The organism is Ruegeria sp. AF5, assembly GCF_056541905.1.
Genome location: NZ_JBQFYZ010000001.1, coordinates 272,949 through 291,182, shown reverse-complemented (window position 1 = coordinate 291,182; position 18,234 = coordinate 272,949). Strand labels below are relative to the sequence as shown.

23 protein-coding genes are annotated in these 18,234 nt (G+C 58.2%); all 23 read left to right on the top strand.

What is annotated here, in order from left to right; all coding sequences use genetic code 11:
* Positions 1-38 precede the first annotated feature (38 nt).
* Positions 39-890 (top strand): hydroxymethylglutaryl-CoA lyase, encoded by an 852-nt coding sequence (locus ACR0DS_RS01460; RefSeq protein ID WP_480557486.1) that lies wholly within the window; start codon positions 39-41, stop codon positions 888-890.
* Position 891: 1 nt separating this feature from the next.
* The gene (locus ACR0DS_RS01455) at positions 892-1,674 is read left to right on the top strand and encodes a crotonase/enoyl-CoA hydratase family protein (RefSeq protein ID WP_267362859.1); all 783 of its coding nucleotides are present in this window, start codon (positions 892-894) and stop codon (positions 1,672-1,674) included.
* Between the two features lie 193 nt (positions 1,675-1,867).
* The gene (locus tag ACR0DS_RS01450; protein ID WP_209504455.1) at positions 1,868-2,233 is read left to right on the top strand and encodes an NADH-quinone oxidoreductase subunit A; all 366 of its coding nucleotides are present in this window, start codon (positions 1,868-1,870) and stop codon (positions 2,231-2,233) included.
* A complete protein-coding gene (locus ACR0DS_RS01445) occupies positions 2,224-2,757 on the top strand; it encodes a NuoB/complex I 20 kDa subunit family protein (RefSeq protein ID WP_209504454.1) in 534 nt (177 codons plus the stop codon). The genes ACR0DS_RS01450 and ACR0DS_RS01445 overlap by 10 nt, the downstream gene beginning before the upstream one ends.
* Before the next feature lie 12 nt (positions 2,758-2,769).
* Entirely contained in the window at positions 2,770-3,375 is a 606-nt protein-coding gene (locus ACR0DS_RS01440; RefSeq protein WP_267362853.1) for an NADH-quinone oxidoreductase subunit C, read from the top strand.
* Positions 3,375-3,548, top strand: a complete 174-nt coding sequence (locus ACR0DS_RS01435) for a hypothetical protein (protein WP_010442775.1) — start codon at positions 3,375-3,377, stop codon at positions 3,546-3,548. The genes ACR0DS_RS01440 and ACR0DS_RS01435 overlap by 1 nt, the downstream gene beginning before the upstream one ends.
* Position 3,549: 1 nt before the next feature.
* The gene (locus tag ACR0DS_RS01430; protein WP_267362849.1) at positions 3,550-3,672 is read left to right on the top strand and encodes a hypothetical protein; all 123 of its coding nucleotides are present in this window, start codon (positions 3,550-3,552) and stop codon (positions 3,670-3,672) included.
* The gene (locus ACR0DS_RS01425; protein WP_209504451.1) at positions 3,672-4,895 is read left to right on the top strand and encodes an NADH-quinone oxidoreductase subunit D; all 1,224 of its coding nucleotides are present in this window, start codon (positions 3,672-3,674) and stop codon (positions 4,893-4,895) included. The genes ACR0DS_RS01430 and ACR0DS_RS01425 overlap by 1 nt, the downstream gene beginning before the upstream one ends.
* Positions 4,895-5,995, top strand: coding sequence for an NADH-quinone oxidoreductase subunit NuoE (gene nuoE / locus ACR0DS_RS01420; RefSeq protein WP_480557484.1), 1,101 nt, complete (start codon positions 4,895-4,897; stop codon positions 5,993-5,995). The genes ACR0DS_RS01425 and nuoE overlap by 1 nt, the downstream gene beginning before the upstream one ends.
* Before the next feature lie 30 nt (positions 5,996-6,025).
* Positions 6,026-6,247 carry a DUF5337 domain-containing protein gene (locus ACR0DS_RS01415; RefSeq protein WP_209598087.1) on the top strand — a complete coding sequence of 74 codons (222 nt, stop codon included), beginning with the start codon at positions 6,026-6,028 and terminating at the stop codon, positions 6,245-6,247.
* A 12-nt stretch (positions 6,248-6,259) separates the two neighbouring features.
* Positions 6,260-7,558 carry an NADH-quinone oxidoreductase subunit NuoF gene (gene nuoF / locus ACR0DS_RS01410; protein ID WP_209504919.1) on the top strand — a complete coding sequence of 433 codons (1,299 nt, stop codon included), beginning with the start codon at positions 6,260-6,262 and terminating at the stop codon, positions 7,556-7,558.
* A 5-nt stretch (positions 7,559-7,563) separates the two neighbouring features.
* Positions 7,564-7,980 carry an MAPEG family protein gene (locus ACR0DS_RS01405; RefSeq protein ID WP_480557482.1) on the top strand — a complete coding sequence of 139 codons (417 nt, stop codon included), beginning with the start codon at positions 7,564-7,566 and terminating at the stop codon, positions 7,978-7,980.
* Positions 7,981-8,017: 37 nt separating this feature from the next.
* Positions 8,018-8,368, top strand: coding sequence for a hypothetical protein (locus ACR0DS_RS01400; RefSeq protein WP_267362834.1), 351 nt, complete (start codon positions 8,018-8,020; stop codon positions 8,366-8,368).
* A gap of 98 nt (positions 8,369-8,466) precedes the next feature.
* Complete coding sequence (locus ACR0DS_RS01395; protein ID WP_480616670.1) at positions 8,467-8,871, top strand: DUF5333 domain-containing protein; 405 nt, start codon at positions 8,467-8,469, stop codon at positions 8,869-8,871.
* A 5-nt stretch (positions 8,872-8,876) separates the two neighbouring features.
* On the top strand, positions 8,877-10,898 hold the full coding sequence (nuoG, locus tag ACR0DS_RS01390; protein ID WP_480486207.1) for an NADH-quinone oxidoreductase subunit NuoG: 2,022 nt from the start codon (positions 8,877-8,879) through the stop codon (positions 10,896-10,898).
* Positions 10,895-11,110 (top strand): hypothetical protein, encoded by a 216-nt coding sequence (locus tag ACR0DS_RS01385; protein ID WP_480616668.1) that lies wholly within the window; start codon positions 10,895-10,897, stop codon positions 11,108-11,110. Before nuoG ends, ACR0DS_RS01385 begins: the two co-directional genes overlap by 4 nt.
* Positions 11,103-12,140, top strand: coding sequence for an NADH-quinone oxidoreductase subunit NuoH (gene nuoH / locus ACR0DS_RS01380; protein WP_480557478.1), 1,038 nt, complete (start codon positions 11,103-11,105; stop codon positions 12,138-12,140). The genes ACR0DS_RS01385 and nuoH overlap by 8 nt, the downstream gene beginning before the upstream one ends.
* Before the next feature lies 1 nt (position 12,141).
* A complete protein-coding gene (gene nuoI / locus ACR0DS_RS01375; protein ID WP_480554123.1) occupies positions 12,142-12,636 on the top strand; it encodes an NADH-quinone oxidoreductase subunit NuoI in 495 nt (164 codons plus the stop codon).
* Positions 12,633-13,043 (top strand): carboxymuconolactone decarboxylase family protein, encoded by a 411-nt coding sequence (locus tag ACR0DS_RS01370; protein WP_170476531.1) that lies wholly within the window; start codon positions 12,633-12,635, stop codon positions 13,041-13,043. Before nuoI ends, ACR0DS_RS01370 begins: the two co-directional genes overlap by 4 nt.
* Entirely contained in the window at positions 13,040-13,642 is a 603-nt protein-coding gene (locus ACR0DS_RS01365; protein WP_480516396.1) for an NADH-quinone oxidoreductase subunit J, read from the top strand. The genes ACR0DS_RS01370 and ACR0DS_RS01365 overlap by 4 nt, the downstream gene beginning before the upstream one ends.
* A gap of 571 nt (positions 13,643-14,213) precedes the next feature.
* Positions 14,214-14,519, top strand: a complete 306-nt coding sequence (gene nuoK / locus ACR0DS_RS01360; RefSeq protein WP_005984024.1) for an NADH-quinone oxidoreductase subunit NuoK — start codon at positions 14,214-14,216, stop codon at positions 14,517-14,519.
* A gap of 6 nt (positions 14,520-14,525) precedes the next feature.
* On the top strand, positions 14,526-16,676 hold the full coding sequence (gene nuoL / locus ACR0DS_RS01355; RefSeq protein WP_480557476.1) for an NADH-quinone oxidoreductase subunit L: 2,151 nt from the start codon (positions 14,526-14,528) through the stop codon (positions 16,674-16,676).
* Positions 16,676-18,220: an NADH-quinone oxidoreductase subunit M gene (locus ACR0DS_RS01350; protein ID WP_480557474.1), complete on the top strand. Its 1,545-nt coding sequence runs from the start codon at positions 16,676-16,678 to the stop codon at positions 18,218-18,220. The genes nuoL and ACR0DS_RS01350 overlap by 1 nt, the downstream gene beginning before the upstream one ends.
* The last annotated feature ends 14 nt before the right edge of the window (positions 18,221-18,234 follow it).

Here is an 18,234-nt window from a genome sequence, read left to right as displayed (position 1 = left end):
CGTATTTGGAATGAGAACAAGCCATAAGGGGTTCTGACATGGGTGATCTGGTCGAAATCTACGAAGTTGGACCGCGCGACGGGCTACAAAACGAAACACGTGAGATACCGGTTGCCGACAAGGTGGCGCTGATCAATTGCCTTAGCCGCGCCGGGTTCCGTCGGATCGAAGTTGCAAGCTTTGTCTCTCCCAAATGGGTTCCTCAAATGGCGGGGTCGGCGCAGGTTCTGGCCGGTATTACCCGCGCGGACGGAGTGCGTTACGCGGCGTTGACGCCGAATATGCGCGGATACGAGGATGCGCTGGCCGCCAAAGCGGATGAGATTGCCATTTTTGCGTCTGCTTCCGAGGGGTTTTCCAAGGCAAACATCAATGCCTCGATCGCCGAGTCAATCGAACGGTTCACGCCGATTCTCGAAGCTGCGCGCCATATCGACCTTCCGGTTCGCGGCTATGTCTCTTGCGTGACGGATTGCCCTTATGACGGCCCGACCCCGCCCGAGAAAGTGGCCGAAGTTGCCGACCGGCTGTTTGCGTTGGGCTGTTACGAGGTGTCATTGGGGGACACGATCGGGCAAGGCACGCCAGACAAGATCGCTCATATGCTTCTGGCGGTGCGGGAAAGGGTTCCTGTGACGCGGCTTGCCGGGCATTTTCATGACACCAATGGGCGTGCAATCGACAATATCGATGCGGCACTTTCGCTGGGGGTGCGCGTGTTCGATGCGGCCGTGGGTGGGCTTGGCGGTTGCCCGTATGCTCCGGGGGCCGCGGGCAATGTCGCGACTGAAACCGTTGCAGCGCATTTGCACCGGTTGGGCTACCAAACCGGTCTGGATATCGATGTGGTCGAAGAGGCCGCGCTGATGGCCAAGGCGTTGAGAGGCTAACATGTTCGAAACAATCTCGATTTCAGCAGACGAACGCGGTGTTGCCACGTTAACTCTGGACCGGGCGGAAAAGCACAACGCGCTGTCGGGTCAAATGATCACCGAGCTGACACAGGCCGCGTCGCAACTGGGTCAGGATGGCTCTGTCAGGGTGGTCGTTCTGGCCGCTGCGGGAAAGACGTTTTGCGCCGGTGGTGATCTGGGGTGGATGCAGGACCAGATGGCGGCCGACAAGGCGACGCGATTTGTCGAGGCGCGCAAGCTGGCCGAGATGTTGCAGGCGTTGAACACAATGCCCAAACCCCTGATCGGGGCACTACAAGGCAACGCCTTTGGCGGAGGCGTTGGGATGGCCGCCGTGTGCGATGTTGCCATCGGTGTAGATAGTCTGAAGATGGGACTGACCGAGACCCGGCTGGGGCTGATTCCGGCGACAATCGGCCCTTATGTTATCGCTCGTATGGGTGAGGCGCGGGCACGGCGTGTGTTCATGTCGGCCCGGTTGTTCGATGCGCCCGAAGCGGTTGATCTGGGATTGCTGGCAAAGGCTGTGCCCTCCGAGCAGCTTGCGGCCGCGATAGAAGAGGAAGTTCGGCCCTATCTTTCGTGCGCGCCGGGGGCGGTTGCATCTGCCAAGGCGCTGGTTCGAACTCTGGGACCTCGTATTGATGATGCCACAATCGACCAGACCATCAACGAACTGGTCGAACGCTGGGAAACGGAAGAGGCGCGTGAAGGGATCGCGGCGTTCTTCGAAAAACGTAAACCTGCATGGAATAAGTAAGTTTACCGAGTTTCCGCAAGCCAATGCAAAACGCGCGAAATGCGATTCTATGCCGCGCTGTCAAGCGTATGTTTGATGGTGAACGGGGCTGTGTTCGGTTGACCCTCTGACCCGGCGGGGATAGAGAATGTCCAGTCAACACGCCAATTGACGGCGCACCCGACAAGATGCGTGCGCAAGAAAGGAGCTATTCGTGGAAGACCTGCTGCGGGAGTACCTCCCGATTCTGGTGTTTCTGGCCGTTGCCGTAGGCCTTGGAATCGTCCTGATTCTTGCCGCCGTTGTACTGGCTGTCCGCAATCCCGACCCCGAAAAGGTCAGCGCATATGAATGTGGCTTCAACGCCTTCGACGATGCGCGAATGAAATTTGACGTCCGATTCTATCTGGTCTCGATTCTCTTCATCATCTTCGATCTTGAGATCGCATTCCTGTTTCCCTGGGCCGTCGGGTTCCGCGATATCAGCGATGTCGGCTTCTGGTCGATGATGGTGTTTCTGGCCGTGCTGACCATCGGCTTTGCCTATGAGTGGAAGAAAGGGGCCCTGGAATGGGAGTGATGACCGGTGCAAACACCGCTGGCGTCGACAAGGAAGTCGCCACCCAGGCCCTGAATGCCGAGTTGCAGGACAAAGGTTTTCTGCTGACCTCGAGCGAGGATATCATCAACTGGGCTCGTACCGGTTCGCTGCACTGGATGACTTTTGGTCTGGCCTGCTGCGCGGTTGAAATGATGCACACCTCGATGCCGCGCTATGATGCGGAACGTTTCGGCATCGCCCCACGCGCCTCTCCGCGCCAATCTGACGTGATGATCGTGGCCGGCACGCTGACCAACAAGATGGCCCCTGCGTTGCGCAAGGTTTACGACCAGATGCCCGAGCCGCGCTATGTGATCTCGATGGGGTCCTGCGCGAATGGCGGTGGTTACTACCACTATTCCTATTCTGTCGTGCGTGGCTGTGACCGGGTAGTTCCGGTGGATATCTATGTGCCCGGCTGCCCTCCGACCGCCGAGGCGCTGCTTTACGGTCTGCTACAGCTACAACGCAAAATCCGCCGCACCGGCACAATTGTACGCTGAGGGGAAGGGTAGATGAGCGAAGCACTCAAAGAACTCGGCACCCAGCTTGAACTGAAACGAGCCGATTGTGTTCTGTCCTGGGATGTGACCCATGGTGAGCTGAACGTCGATGTGGCGCCGTCGAACCTCGTGGAATTCGTAGAATTCCTGCGGTCGGACCAAAATTGCAAGTTCTCGACACTGGTGGATATCACCGGCGTCGATTACCCCGAACGCGCCAAGCGGTTCGACGTGGTGTATCACTTCCTGTCGATGTACCAGAACCAGCGCATCCGTCTGCGGGTTTCGATCCGCGAAGATGACATGGTGCCTTCGATAGTCGATATCCACCCCTCGGCCAACTGGTTCGAGCGTGAGGTGTTCGACATGTTCGGCATCCTGTTCTCGGGCCATCCAGACTTGCGGCGCATCCTGACGGATTATGGCTTCCGTGGCCATCCGCTGCGCAAAGATTTCCCGACCACGGGCTACACCGAGGTGCGTTATGACGAGGCGCAGAAACGCGTCGTCTACGAGCCGGTCAGTCTGGTGCAGGAGTACCGTCAGTTTGATTTCATGTCCCCATGGGAAGGTGCGAATTACATTCTGCCAGGGGATGAGAAACAGGAGACCGAATAATGGGTGGCATCTGGTGGCTGATCCTGTCTGCGCTGACCATCATTCCGATGGTGAAGATTTTGCCGTTCTTCGGGATCAACAAATACTGGTGCCTGCTGTGTCTGGTTCCCTTTGGCACGATCGCATTGCTGTGGTGGGTCGGGCTGAAACTGCAAGAGTTGGAGCGCCGCTGAGATGATAGGTGAGTTGATCATTCTGGGCGCGTTTGGGGTTCTACTGGCCGGGTCTGCGGTCAAGGCGGTCGAGGCCGAAAAGGTCCGGGTTCGGGCCGAAGCAAAGAAGAAACGAGGGCGTTGATGGACGGCTCAAGATATGATGACGGCAGCACGGACGCGCTGAGCGGCGAGCAGAAGATCCGCAACTTCAACATCAACTTCGGCCCGCAACACCCCGCGGCGCACGGAGTTTTGCGTCTGGTGCTCGAGTTGGACGGCGAGATTGTCGAACGTTGCGACCCGCATATCGGCCTGCTGCACCGTGGCACCGAAAAGCTGATGGAAAGCCGGACCTATCTGCAGAACCTGCCGTATTTCGACCGTCTGGACTATGTGGCACCGATGAACCAGGAACATGCTTGGTGCCTGGCCATTGAAAAGCTGACCGGGGTCGAGGTGCCGCGCCGTGGCTCGCTGATCCGGGTTCTGTATTCCGAGATCGGGCGCATCCTGAACCACCTGCTGAACGTCACCACGCAGGCGATGGATGTGGGCGCGCTGACCCCGCCGCTTTGGGGCTTTGAAGAGCGTGAAAAGTTGATGGTGTTTTATGAGCGTGCCTGTGGCGCCCGCCTGCACGCGGCTTATTTCCGCCCCGGTGGTGTGCATCAGGACCTGCCGCCGGAATTGCTGGACGATATCGAGGCATGGAGCCACGAATTCCCCGCAGTTCTGGATGACATTGACGGTCTGCTGACCGAAAACCGCATCTTCAAACAGCGTAACGCCGATATTGGGATTGTCACCGAAGATGACATCCAGAAATACGGCTTCTCGGGCGTGATGGTCCGTGGATCGGGGCTGGCCTGGGACCTGCGCCGCGCGCAGCCCTATGAATGCTATGACGAGTTCGAATTCCAGATCCCCGTTGGTAAAAATGGCGACTGCTATGACCGTTACCTCGTCCGCATGGAAGAGATGCGCCAGTCGCTGCTGATCATCCGTCAGGCCATCGCCAAAATCCGCGAGTGCCCCGGTGACGTTCTGGCGCGCGGCAAGATCACTCCACCGAAACGCTCGGACATGAAGACCTCGATGGAGAGCCTGATCCATCACTTCAAGCTGTATACCGAAGGCTTCCACGTGCCTGCTGGTGAGGTCTATGCTGCCGTCGAAGCCCCCAAGGGCGAGTTCGGCGTCTATCTGGTCGCCGACGGCACCAACAAACCCTACCGCGCCAAACTGCGCGCACCGGGCTTCCTGCACCTGCAAGCCATGGACCATGTTGCCAAGGGCCACCAACTGGCCGACGTCGCCGCCATCATCGGCACCATGGACGTCGTATTTGGAGAGATTGACCGCTAATGCTCCGCCGTCTGCACCCCGAACAACCTGAAAGCTTTGCCTTCACCGCTGCCAACCAGCAATGGGCCGAAGCGCAGATCACCAAATACCCCGAGGGCCGTCAGGCCAGCGCGGTCATCCCGCTGCTGTGGCGTGCGCAGGAGCAGGAGGGCTGGCTGAGCCGTCCGGCGATTGAATCCGTCGCCGACATGCTGGGTATGGCCTATATTCGTGTGCTTGAGGTGGCCTCGTTCTACTTCATGTTCCAGCTGCAACCGGTTGGATCGGTTGCGCATATTCAGGTTTGTGGCACGACCTCTTGCATGATCTGCGGGGCCGAGGATCTGATCGCTGTCTGCAAGGAGAAGATCGCGGCCAAGCCACACGTGCTGTCCGCCGATGGCAAGCTGAGCTGGGAAGAGGTCGAATGCCTTGGCTCCTGCACCAATGCGCCGATGGCGCAGATCGGCAAGGATTACTACGAAGACCTGACCGCCGAGAGCTTTGGCAAGATCCTTGATGATCTGGTGGCAGGCAAAGTTCCGACGCCGGGCCCGCAGAATGGTCGCTATGCGGCTGAACCGCTCAAGGGGCTGACCAGCCTGACGGAGTATGACAGCGGCAAAACGCAGTACAACGCCAGCGTCGAACTGGCCACCGATATTGGCGATACGGTCAAGCGTATAGATGGGACCGAGGTTCCGATCCTGACCCCTTGGTTGGGCAAGGATGGCAAAGCGGCTGCGACCAAAGCTGCACCCAAGCCGCCCAAAGCGTCAGCCCCGGCGAAACCCGCTGTGAAACAGGCCGCTGAGGCGAAGGCAGCGAAAGAGGACCAGCCCGAAACACTCACAGGCGCGCGCGACGGCAAGGCAGATAACCTGAAACTGTTGAAAGGCGTAGGCCCCAAGCTGGAGCAGACGCTGAACGAGCTGGGCTTCTTCCACTATGATCAGATCGCTGCCTGGACACCGGAACAGGTCGCCTGGGTCGATGCACGGTTGAAGTTCAAGGGCCGGATCGAGCGCGATGGCTGGATTGAACAGGCAGCCAAGCTTGCGGCGGGTGAGGAAACCGAATTTGCCAAACGTGCCAAGGAAGATGGCACCTACAAAGACTAAACGGGTGCCCCATCGGGGCATCGGGGGATGATGGACAAGGACAAGGATCAGGCTATAGCCCGAAAGGGCCGACATATCGGCATCGTCATTGCGGTGACGATGGTGATCTGGCTTGCCATGAACCTGTTCATTGGCCCCGCGCTGGGTTTGACAGCCCGGCACGCGCTGCTGTTTGATTTTGCTGCTCTGGCGGCATTCATTTATGCGGGTGTGAACATTTTTCAACTCTGGCGCATGCGTCAGGACAGCTGAAGGTAACGAATGATGCTGAAGGATCAGGACCGGATCTTTACCAACATCTACGGGATGCACGAACGCACGCTGAAAGGCGCGCAAGCCCGCGGGCATTGGGACGGCACAGCTGGCCTGATTGAGAAGGGCCGGGACTGGATCATTCAGACGATGAAGGATTCCGGGCTGCGCGGACGTGGCGGTGCGGGCTTCCCAACTGGCCTGAAATGGTCGTTCATGCCAAAGGAAAGCGACGGTCGCCCTTCCTATCTGGTTGTGAATGCCGATGAATCCGAGCCCGGCACCTGCAAAGACCGTGAGATCATGCGCCATGATCCCCACACGTTGATTGAAGGGTGTCTGATCGCCTCTTTCGCGATGAACGCACATACCTGCTATATCTACCTGCGCGGCGAATACATCCGCGAGCGTGAGGCATTGCAGGCTGCGATTGATGAGGCCTATGACGCGGGGCTTCTTGGCAAGAATGCCGCTGGTTCGGGCTGGGATTTCGATCTTTTCCTTCATCACGGGGCAGGGGCCTATATTTGTGGCGAGGAAACAGCCCTGATTGAAAGCCTTGAGGGCAAAAAGGGCATGCCGCGGATGAAACCTCCGTTCCCGGCGGGTGCCGGGCTGTACGGATGTCCGACCACTGTGAACAACGTGGAATCCATCGCGGTGGTGCCGACCATTCTGCGTCGGGGTGCGGATTGGTTCGCTGGATTTGGTCGCCAGAACAACGCCGGTACCAAGCTGTTTGCGATCTCGGGCCACGTGAACAACCCATGTGTCGTCGAAGAGGCGATGTCGATCCCGTTCGAACAGCTGATCGAAACCCATTGCGGCGGCATTCGCGGCGGGTGGGATAATCTTCTGGCGGTTATCCCTGGTGGATCCTCGGTTCCCTGCGTGCGCGGTGAAAACATGCGCGACGCGATCATGGATTTCGATTACCTGCGCAACGACCTGGGGTCGGGTCTGGGTACGGCAGCGGTGATTGTGATGGACAAATCCACCGACATCATCAAGGCGATCTGGCGACTGTCGAAGTTTTACAAGCATGAAAGCTGTGGCCAGTGTACGCCGTGTCGCGAAGGCACCGGCTGGATGATGCGTGTGATGGATCGTCTGGTGCGCGGCGAGGCTGAACTGGAAGAGATCGACATGTTGTTCGACGTGACCAAACAGGTCGAAGGACACACGATCTGCGCTTTGGGCGATGCGGCCGCCTGGCCGATCCAGGGCCTGATCCGCAATTTCCGGGAAGAGATCGAAGACCGCATCAAGGCTCAGAAATCGGGCCGTATGGGTGCGATGGCAGCGGAGTGAACAAGATGGAAGTGTTTGCTGAATATAGCCACGCAATTGCGTCGGTTGTGCTATTCACACTGGTTGTATTGTTTCTGGCACCGTTTTCGGCACTGGCCAAACAAGCCAAGGGGCTGGCACCCGGTGCGACGCCTGACCAAGATTATGCCGACAAGGCGTATCGTCTGAACCGGGCCTATCTGAACGGGACGGAAACACTTCCTGCATTTGTGACAGTCATTACAGCGTCGATTTTGCTGGGCGCCAGCCCGTTTTGGGTAAACCTGCTGGCATCGGTGGCGCTGGTTGCGCGCTTGGCGATGCTGGTGGTGCACCTGAAAGGGATTGGCAAGCCAAGCAGCGGTCCGCGGACAATTCTGTATGTGATCGGCTGGGCGTGCATGGTCGTGATCGGGCTTATGGCATTGGTGGCGGCGTTTTGATGGCGACGCAGCGGAACAGAAAACAAAGAGGGAAAGCATGAAGGCCCCCAAAGCCCTTATTGTTGTGTTGGCGCTGGCTGGTGTTTCTGCATGCGGTCTGGTGAAGCCGTCGGCAGACCGGCTTTTGTTCGACGGCAAGTCGTTCAGGGCCAAGGCGAAGGTGGTCAACAAGAAAACCTCGCCCGCGGACTTTACGGTTGTCGTCAAAGGCGTCTCTGCTTCACTCGATGGTGCGCGCGAGGCCGGACGTCATGAAGGTACCAAATTCTGCATCCAGAACTTCGGATCGTCTCGGATTGCTTGGAAGGTGGGTCCGGATACTGACCCGCAGAACCTCAGCGTCAGCAATGATCAACTGACATTTGCAGGAACCTGCCAGCGGCCATGACCGGTGTTTTTCCATATCTTCGGTGGGCGGGCAGGGTGTTATTGCCTAGCAGCCGCAAACCGCTTCGTCTTGGACAGTCCAAGACGAAAGGAAAACCCATGTCTGTTGTAAAACTAGTTGCCCTCGCATCACTGATGGCCTTGCCGACGGTGACAGAAGCAAAGCCGCCCTTGAGGGATGTCAAAGAGATCGACAACGAACTCTACTACATCGCCATTGCAAATGAGATTTCCGAGTTCTGCCCGTCGATCAGCGGGCGGCGATTGAAAGCGATCAGTGTGATGTGGGGACTGCGGTCCAAGGCGAATAATCTGGGGTACTCGGACACGGAAATCCGCTCCTATGTCGAGTCGGATGCTGAAAAGGATCGGATGCGGGCCAAGGGCGAGGCTTATCTGGCGAAAAACGGCGTGTCCTACGACAACCCCAAAACATTCTGCTCTCTGGGGCAGAAAGAAATCCAAAGAAACAGCGCCATTGGCGTTTATTTGAGAGCGAATTGAGAGCCATGTCTGACCTCCGCAAGATCAATATCGACGGGCAGGAAATCGAAGTCGATGGTGCGATGACCCTGATACAAGCTTGTGAACAAGCCGGGGTCGAGGTGCCGCGTTTCTGCTATCACGAGCGTCTGTCGATTGCGGGAAACTGCCGGATGTGTCTGGTTGAGGTAGTGGGCGGTCCGCCGAAACCGGCTGCCTCCTGCGCGATGCAGGTGCGCGATCTGCGCCCGGGGCCAGAAGGGCAGCCGCCGGTAGTCAAGACGAACTCTCCCATGGTCAAGAAGGCCCGCGAAGGGGTGATGGAGTTCCTGCTGATCAACCATCCATTGGATTGCCCGATCTGTGATCAGGGCGGAGAGTGCGATCTTCAGGACCAGGCGATGGCTTATGGCCTGTCGGGTTCGCGGTTCAAGGAAGCCAAACGCGCGGTTGATGATCTGGATCTGGGACCGCTTGTGGGCACCGCAATGACCCGCTGTATCAGTTGCACCCGCTGCGTGCGCTTCACCACCGAAGTCGCCGGGATCACTCAGATGGGTCAGACAGGGCGCGGTGAGGATGCCGAGATTACCTCGTATCTGAACCAGACGCTGGATTCGAACCTGCAGGGCAACATTATCGACCTGTGCCCGGTAGGGGCACTGACCTCGAAACCTTATGCGTTTACCGCCCGCCCGTGGGAATTGACCAAGACCGAAAGCATCGACGTCATGGACGCGCTGGGATCGAACATTCGTGTCGATACCAAAGGGCGCGAGGTGATGCGCTTCCTTCCTCGCAATCATGACGGAGTGAACGAGGAGTGGATCAGCGACAAAACCCGCTTTGTCTGGGACGGGTTGCGGCGTCAGCGTCTGGACAAGCCTTACATCCGTGAAAACGGCAAACTGCGCTCGGCCTCATGGTCCGAAGCACTGACCAAGGCCGCTGAGGCGCTGAAAAGCGCTGAGAAGCCAGCCGGTATCGTCGGTGATCTGGCGCCGGTCGAGGCTGCGTTCGCTTTGAAGCAGATGATCGAAGGGCAGGGCGGTGTTGTCGAATGCCGCACCGATGGAGCCAAGCTTCCGGCTGGGAACCGTGGCGCATATGCCGGGACCGCCGCGATTGAAGACATCGATACGGCCGAGCGTATTCTTCTGATTGGCACCAACCCGCGCGATGAAGCACCGGTTTTGAACGCGCGTATCCGCAAGGCGTGGGCGCATGGGGCCGAAGTCGCTTTGGTAGGTCCAGCGGTCGATCTGACTTATGCGTACCATCATGTGGGCGACGACCGCGCGGCGCTGCAAAAGGTTGTCGACATGGGGGGCGACGATGAAATCAGGGGCAAACGCTCGCTGGTCATCGTCGGGCAGGGAGCGCTGCAGGAGGCGGATGGTGCCGCTGTTCTGGCTGCCGCGCAAACAATTGCCGCAAATACGGAAAGCGGCCTGATCATTCTGCACACTGCGGCGTCGCGCGTGGGCGCGATGGATGTGGACGCGACCAACGCAGGCGGCATGGAAGCGATCAATGCTGCGGATGTGATCTATTACCTTGGTGCGGATGAGGTCGAAATTGGCGAAGGCGCGTTTGTGATCTACCAGGGCAGCCACGGAGATCGGGGCGCACACCGCGCAGATGTGATCCTGCCGGGCGCGGCCTATACTGAGGAAAACGGTCTGTTCGTGAATACGGAAGGCCGTCCGCAACTGGCGATGCGTGCCGGGTTTGCGCCGGGTGAGGCCAAGGAAAACTGGGCCATCCTTCGTGCGCTGTCGGCTGAACTGGGGGCGACGCTCCCCTATGACTCGCTGGCGCAGTTGCGCACAGCCTTGATCGAGGCGGTCCCCCATCTGGCCCGCATCGACGAGGTGATCGAGAACGAGGTTCAAGCGCTTGAGGCCGGATCTTTGGGCCAGGCGACCTTCCGCAACGCGATCAAGGATTTCTATCTGACCAACCCGATCGCACGGGCCTCGCAACTGATGGCCGAGCTGTCGGCGCAGGCGCAGGTCCGCAAAGCCGAGAAGATTGCGGCGGAATGAACCATAGCAGTTTCATATCGCAAGCCAGCGGTGTGGTTGGGTCGCACCTGACTGCGCCGGAAATGTGCGGGAAACGAAAGAAAAAGGGTGGCGCTATGGCGGCAGATGCTGTTTACACCAACGCGCCGACCCAGCCGCAGTTTGCGCAGGCATCTGGCCTTTGCATCGCGCGCGAAAAACGGAATACCCACGGTGTGAGGACCAATGGCTGAATTCTTTAACACCCCCGGCGGAATAGCCATCATCATTCTGGCGCAAGTGCTTGCTGTTGTTGCCTTTGTGATGATCTCGCTGTTGTTCCTTGTTTATGGCGACCGCAAAATCTGGGCCGCTGTCCAGATGCGCCGCGGGCCCAACGTGGTCGGCGTCTACGGTCTGCTGCAATCGGTGGCGGATGCGTTGAAATACGTCGTCAAAGAGGTCGTTATCCCCGCAGGAGCCGACCGCACGGTTTTCATACTCGCGCCGCTCACCTCTTTCGTGCTGGCGATGATCGCCTGGGCGGTGATCCCGTTCAACGACGGCTGGGTCCTGTCGGATATCAACGTAGCAATCCTCTATGTCTTCGCCGTATCCTCGCTTGAGGTTTATGGCGTGATCATGGGCGGTTGGGCGTCGAACTCAAAGTACCCGTTCCTCGGCTCGTTGCGCTCTGCCGCGCAGATGATTTCGTACGAGGTTTCCATCGGCCTGATCATCATCGGTGTGATCCTCTCGACCGGGTCGATGAACTTTGGCGATATCGTGCGGGCGCAAGATGGGTCGTTCGGGTTCTTCAGCTGGTACTGGCTGCCGCATTTCCCGATGGTCTTTCTGTTCTTCATTTCGGCGCTGGCCGAGACCAACCGACCGCCGTTTGACCTGCCCGAAGCGGAATCGGAACTTGTGGCGGGTTATCAGGTCGAATACTCGGCCACGCCCTTCCTGCTGTTCATGGCGGGTGAATACATCGCAATTTTCCTGATGTGCGCGCTGACCTCGCTGCTGTTCTTCGGCGGCTGGCTGTCGCCAATCCCGGGCCTACCCGATGGCGTGCTGTGGATGGTCGCCAAGATGGCGTTCTTCTTCTTCATCTTCGCGATGGTCAAGGCCATCACGCCTCGCTACCGCTATGACCAGCTGATGCGATTGGGCTGGAAAGTTTTCCTGCCGTTCTCGCTGGTTTGGGTGGTCTTTGTGGCCTTTGCGGCGAAATTCGACTGGTTCTGGGGCGCATTCGCCCGTTGGAGCGTAGGAGGCTAATATGGCAAACATCGATTACACCCGCGCTGCCAAATACTTCCTGCTGCAGGATTTCTGGGTCGGCTTCAAACTGGGGATGAAGTATTTCTTCGCTCCCAAGGCCACCCTGAACTATCCGCACGAAAAAGGCCCTCTGTCCCCGCGGTTTCGCGGTGAACACGCCCTGCGCCGCTATCCAAACGGTGAAGAGCGCTGCATCGCCTGTAAACTGTGCGAGGCGGTCTGCCCGGCGCAGGCCATCACCATCGACGCCGAACCCCGCGCGGACGGCAGCCGCCGCACCACGCGCTATGACATTGACATGACCAAGTGCATCTATTGCGGCTTCTGCCAAGAGGCATGCCCGGTTGATGCCATCGTCGAAGGCCCGAACTTTGAATTCGCGACGGAAACCCGGGAAGAGCTGTTCTACGACAAGGAAAAACTCCTGTCGAACGGCGAGCGCTGGGAAGCCGAGATCGCGCGCAATCTGGAACTGGACGCACCGTACCGATGAGTGACAGCCCGACAAATCCGTTCGAGCTGATGATGAAGCAAGCTCAGGACATGGCCAAGGCGATGAACCCGGCGATGGAAAGCTTCTCGCCCAAAGGGTTCGAGGCGCTGTGGCCGACCATGCCCAAAGAGGTCATGGAGATGATGTTCGGCAACACCGTCAACAAGGACGGGCTGGATGCCAAAACACGCCTGCTGCTGACGCTGGCCGGGCTGACCTGTCAGGGCGCTCAGGCGGATTCGGCTGTTCGTCAGACCGTGCGTCATGCGCTGGAAGCGGGCGCGAAGAAACAAGAGATCGTGGAAACGATCGGTCAGATGTCGGTCTTTGCCGGCATCCCGGCCATGACCCGTGCGCTGGATCTGGCGCAAGAGGTCATGGGCGACAACGAGGATGAGGATCAATGACCGTCTTTGCCTTCTACCTGTTTGCCATCAGCGCCATCACCGGCGGGCTGTTCACGGTGATCAGCCGCCAACCGGTGCACTCGGTCCTGTGGCTGATCCTGGCGTTTCTGTCCTCGGCAGGGCTGTTCGTGCTGCTGGGGGCCGAGTTCGTGGCGATGCTGCTGGTCATCGTCTATGTCGGCGCGGTCGCGGTTCTGTTCCTCTTCGTGGTGATGATGCTGGACGTGGACTTTGCCGAGCTCAAGGCCGAAATGGCGCGCTATATGCCGCTGGCACTGCTGATTGGTCTGATCATCCTGATGCAGTTTGTCATGGCTTTCGGGGCGTGGGACAGCGCACAGGGTGCTGCGGCCAATCTGGCGCAGCCGGTCCCGACAGACCGCCACAACACCGAGGCGCTTGGCCTCATCCTTTACGATCAATACTTCCTTCTGTTCCAACTGGCGGGCCTGATCCTGCTGGTGGCTATGATCGGCGCCATCGTTCTGACGCTGCGCCACCGCAAGGACATCAAGCGTCAGGACATCATCGGCCAGATGATGCGCGACCCGGCCAAGGCGATGGAGTTGAAGGACGTGAAACCGGGGCAGGGGTTGTGAATCATAACTCCACCATAGTACTTGCGCTCGCCACGTATGTGATGAGTAACGCGGCAATGGCCTGTTCGCCCGCGCCTGCTAACGAGGGATGGAAATTTAAGTCGGTCCACGCTGATTGTTCTTTTGAGAATGCTGGGCGTGGAAAATGGAACTCCTTCAGGGGAGAGCCAGTCGTCGACTTGGGCAACGGTCGCATTGGGCAAAGATTGAACAGTGGTGATGCGTGTTTCTCTCAGCAAAACCTCTTTTTTATGGACTGCTCAAGTGCGGACGGAATTGTCATCGGTGGGCAACTCGTAGGCTCGCAGACGGTAGTTGGAGTAGATGGCCAGAAGGTTGTATCGCTTCCGATAGGAACTCATGAGTCAATCGAACTCATTCAACAGCCGCTGGGCCCAATTGGCCTAAATGAGCAGACTACTGTGTCTGAATTGCAAAGTATCGCAAGATACCACCGTTATCGCAGTACCTCTAGCCTCGGTTCATTCTTCGGCAGGACTGCGGATCAAAAGAAAGTCGACTACACCTGCGGCTGCAAACTCTACTACCCCGACTCGCCAGGAGCGAAGCTATGATCGGACTTGAACACTATCTTACGGTCGCGGCGACGCTGTTCGTCATCGGCATCTTCGGTCTCTTCCTGAACCGCAAGAACGTCATCATCCTGCTGATGAGCATCGAACTGATGCTGCTGGCGGTGAATATCAACCTTGTGGCGTTTTCCAGTTTCCTCGGCGATCTGGTCGGGCAGGTGTTTACGCTGTTCGTGCTGACCGTTGCTGCGGCCGAGGCGGCGATTGGTCTGGCCATTCTGGTCTGTTTCTTCCGCAACCGCGGCACCATCGCGGTTGAAGACGTCAATATGATGAAGGGGTAAGGGAACATGGAAACCACCATCCTCTTTGCCCCGCTGGTGGGCGCGCTGCTTTGCGGGTTCGGCTGGAAGTTCATTGGCCAGAAAGCCGCCATGTGGACCGCCACGGGCCTGCTGTTTCTGGCCTGTCTGCTGTCCTGGATCGTGTTCTTTGCCTTCGACGGCCACACGCAGCAGATCGAGATCATGCGCTGGATCGAGAGCGGCTCGCTTTCGACAAGCTGGGCCGTCCGTCTGGACCGACTGACGGCAATCATGCTGATCGTTGTGACGACCGTCTCGGCGCTCGTGCACCTGTATTCCTTCGGCTACATGGATCACGACCCGCAATGGCGCGAAGGCGAAAGTTATAAGCCACGTTTCTTCGCCTATCTGTCCTTCTTCACTTTCGCCATGCTGATGCTGGTGACGGCGGACAATCTGGTGCAGATGTTCTTTGGCTGGGAGGGCGTCGGCGTCGCCTCATACCTGCTGATCGGGTTCTATTATCGCAAGCCTTCGGCCAATGCGGCGGCAATCAAGGCTTTCGTGGTCAACCGGGTTGGCGATTTTGGGTTTGCTCTGGGCATCTTCGCGCTGTTCTTCCTGACCGACAGTATCAACTTCTCGGACATCTTCGCCTCTGCCCCTGCCTTGGCCGAAGAAAAGCTGCATTTCCTTTGGGGGGAATGGACCGCGATCGAAGTGATCTGCGTTCTGCTCTTCATCGGCGCGATGGGTAAATCGGCGCAGTTGATCCTGCACACATGGTTGCCGGACGCGATGGAGGGCCCGACGCCTGTGTCAGCGCTGATCCACGCTGCGACCATGGTGACCGCAGGTGTCTTTTTGGTCTGCCGCATGTCCCCGCTGATGGAGTTCGCACCGGGCGCAACAGGGTTCATCACTGTTCTTGGGGCCTCGACTGCGTTCTTCGCTGCTACTGTTGGTCTGGTTCAGACCGATATCAAACGTGTCATCGCGTATTCGACCTGTTCGCAGCTGGGCTACATGTTTGTGGCGGCGGGCGTCGGCATGTATTCGGCGGCGATGTTCCACCTGTTCACGCATGCCTTCTTCAAGGCGCTGTTGTTCCTTGGGGCCGGTTCGGTGATCCACGCGATGCATCACGAGCAGGAGATGACCGAGTATGGCGGTCTGCGCAAAAAGATTCCCTATACCTTCTGGGCGATGATGATCGGTACCCTGGCGATTACCGGTGTTGGCATCCCGCTGACCACCTTTGGGTTTGCCGGTTTCCTGTCAAAGGACGCAATTATCGAAAGCGCCTATGCGGGCGGATCAAGCTATGGCTTCTGGTTGCTGGTCGTCGCTGCCGCGTTCACCTCGTTCTACAGCTGGCGTCTGATCTTCCTGACCTTCTATGGCGAGCCGCGCGGCGACAAGCACACGCATGATCACGCACATGAAAGCCCGATGGTAATGCTGGTGCCGCTGGGTGTTCTGTCGCTGGGAGCGGTGTTCGCGGGCATGATCTGGTACGGAAACTTCTTTGGCCATGCGGACAAGGTAGGCAAATTCTACGGTATTCCGGTTGCAGAAGCTTCAGAGCATGCCGAGGCCGGTGATCACGCGGCGGCGGATGCTTCGCACGGCGAAGACAGCCATGCCGATGAAAGCCACGCGGCTGCCGGCCATGCCGATGAGGGTCATGGTGAGAAGGATGCCAAGGGTGGCGATCATCACTATGTCTTTGCGGGCCAGCCCGGCGAGGGCGCGCTTTACATGGCGCCGGACAACCACATTCTGGACGATGCGCATGCGGCTCCGAAATGGGTCAAGGTTTCGCCATTTGTTGCGATGGTGCTTGGCTTTGTCGTGGCCTATTGGTTCTACATCGTGAACACATCGCTGCCGGCACGTCTGGCCGCCAACCAGCGTCCGCTGTACCTGTTCTTACTGAACAAATGGTATTTCGACGAAATCTACGACGCGATCTTTGTCAAACCCACTGTCGCCCTTGGCCGGTTCCTGTGGAAACGCGGTGACGGCAATACAATCGACGGCTTCCTGAACGGGGTTGCAATGGGCGTTGTTCCCTTCTTCACCCGCCTCGCAGGCAAGGCGCAGACCGGGTACATCTTTACTTACGCCTTCTGGATGGTTTTGGGCATTGCGGCCCTTGTCACCTGGATGTCGATCGGCGGAGGCGCACACTAATGGACAATATCCTATCTATTGTCACCTTTATCCCCGCCATCGCAGCAAGCATTCTGGCGCTGTTCCTGCACGGCAGCGACGTCGCTGCTCAGCGCAACGCCAAGTGGATTGCATTGCTGGCAACAACTGTGACGTTTCTGGTGTCAATTGGCATCTACACGGGCTTTGATCCTTCGAACACCGGCTTCCAGATGGTGGAAGAGGGTGAATGGCTGATGGGCCTGAAATACAAGATGGGTGTGGATGGCATCAGCGTTCTGTTCGTGCTGCTGACCACTTTCATCATGCCGCTGACCATTCTGGCCAGCTGGAATGTGACAGACCGCGTCAAGGAATACATGATTGCTTTCTTGCTGCTGGAAACGCTGATGCTGGGCGTGTTCATGGCGCTGGATCTTGTGCTGTTCTACCTGTTCTTCGAGGCGGGTCTGATCCCGATGTTTCTGATCATCGGTATCTGGGGCGGCAAGGATCGTATCTATGCCAGCTTCAAGTTTTTCCTTTACACCTTCCTTGGCTCGGTGCTGATGCTGGTGGCCATGGTCGCGATGTATGCTGACGCGGGCACCACGGATATCGAAGCTCTGATGGCCCATCAGTTCGCATCCGAGAGTTTCAGCGTGTTGGGTGTCTATGTCACCGGCGGTATGCAGACGTTGATGTTCCTGGCCTTCTTTGCATCTTTTGCGGTGAAAATGCCGATGTGGCCGGTGCACACCTGGTTGCCCGATGCGCACGTTCAGGCGCCGACGGCGGGCTCGGTTGTGCTGGCGGCGATCCTGTTGAAGATGGGCGGCTACGGCTTTCTGCGGTTCAGCCTGCCGATGTTCCCGGTTGGCACGGCGGTGATGACTGATCTTGTGCTTTGGATGTCAGCCATAGCGGTTGTCTATACCTCGCTGGTGGCACTGGTGCAGGAAGACATGAAAAAGCTGATCGCGTATTCCTCGGTGGCGCATATGGGCTTTGTCACGATGGGCATCTTTGCAGCGAACCAGCAAGGCATTGACGGCGCGATTTTCCAGATGCTGAGCCACGGGTTCATCTCGGCCGCGCTCTTCCTCTGTGTCGGCGTGATCTATGACCGGATGCACACCCGCGAAATCGAGGCTTATGGCGGTCTGGTCATCCGGATGCCCGCCTATGCGCTGGTCTTCATGCTGTTCACCATGGCCAATGTCGGACTGCCGGGCACCAGCGGGTTTGTTGGTGAGTTCCTGACACTCATGGGCACATTCCAGGTCAACACCTGGGTGACTGCTGTTGCGGCGACTGGTGTGATCTTCTCGGCAGCTTACGCGTTGTGGCTCTACCGCCGCGTTGTCTTTGGGGATCTGATTAAGGAAAGCCTGAAGGCGATGACCGACATGAGCTCGCGCGAGCGGCTGATTTTTGCCCCGCTGATCGTGATGACGATCCTTCTGGGCGTTTACCCGTCGCTGGTGACCGATGTGATCGGCCAATCGACGACGGCACTCATTTCGAACTATGACACGGCTCTGGCCGCGGCTGAGGCTGCGACCCAGACTGCCGCTTCGCATTAAGGGAGCTTTGGAGA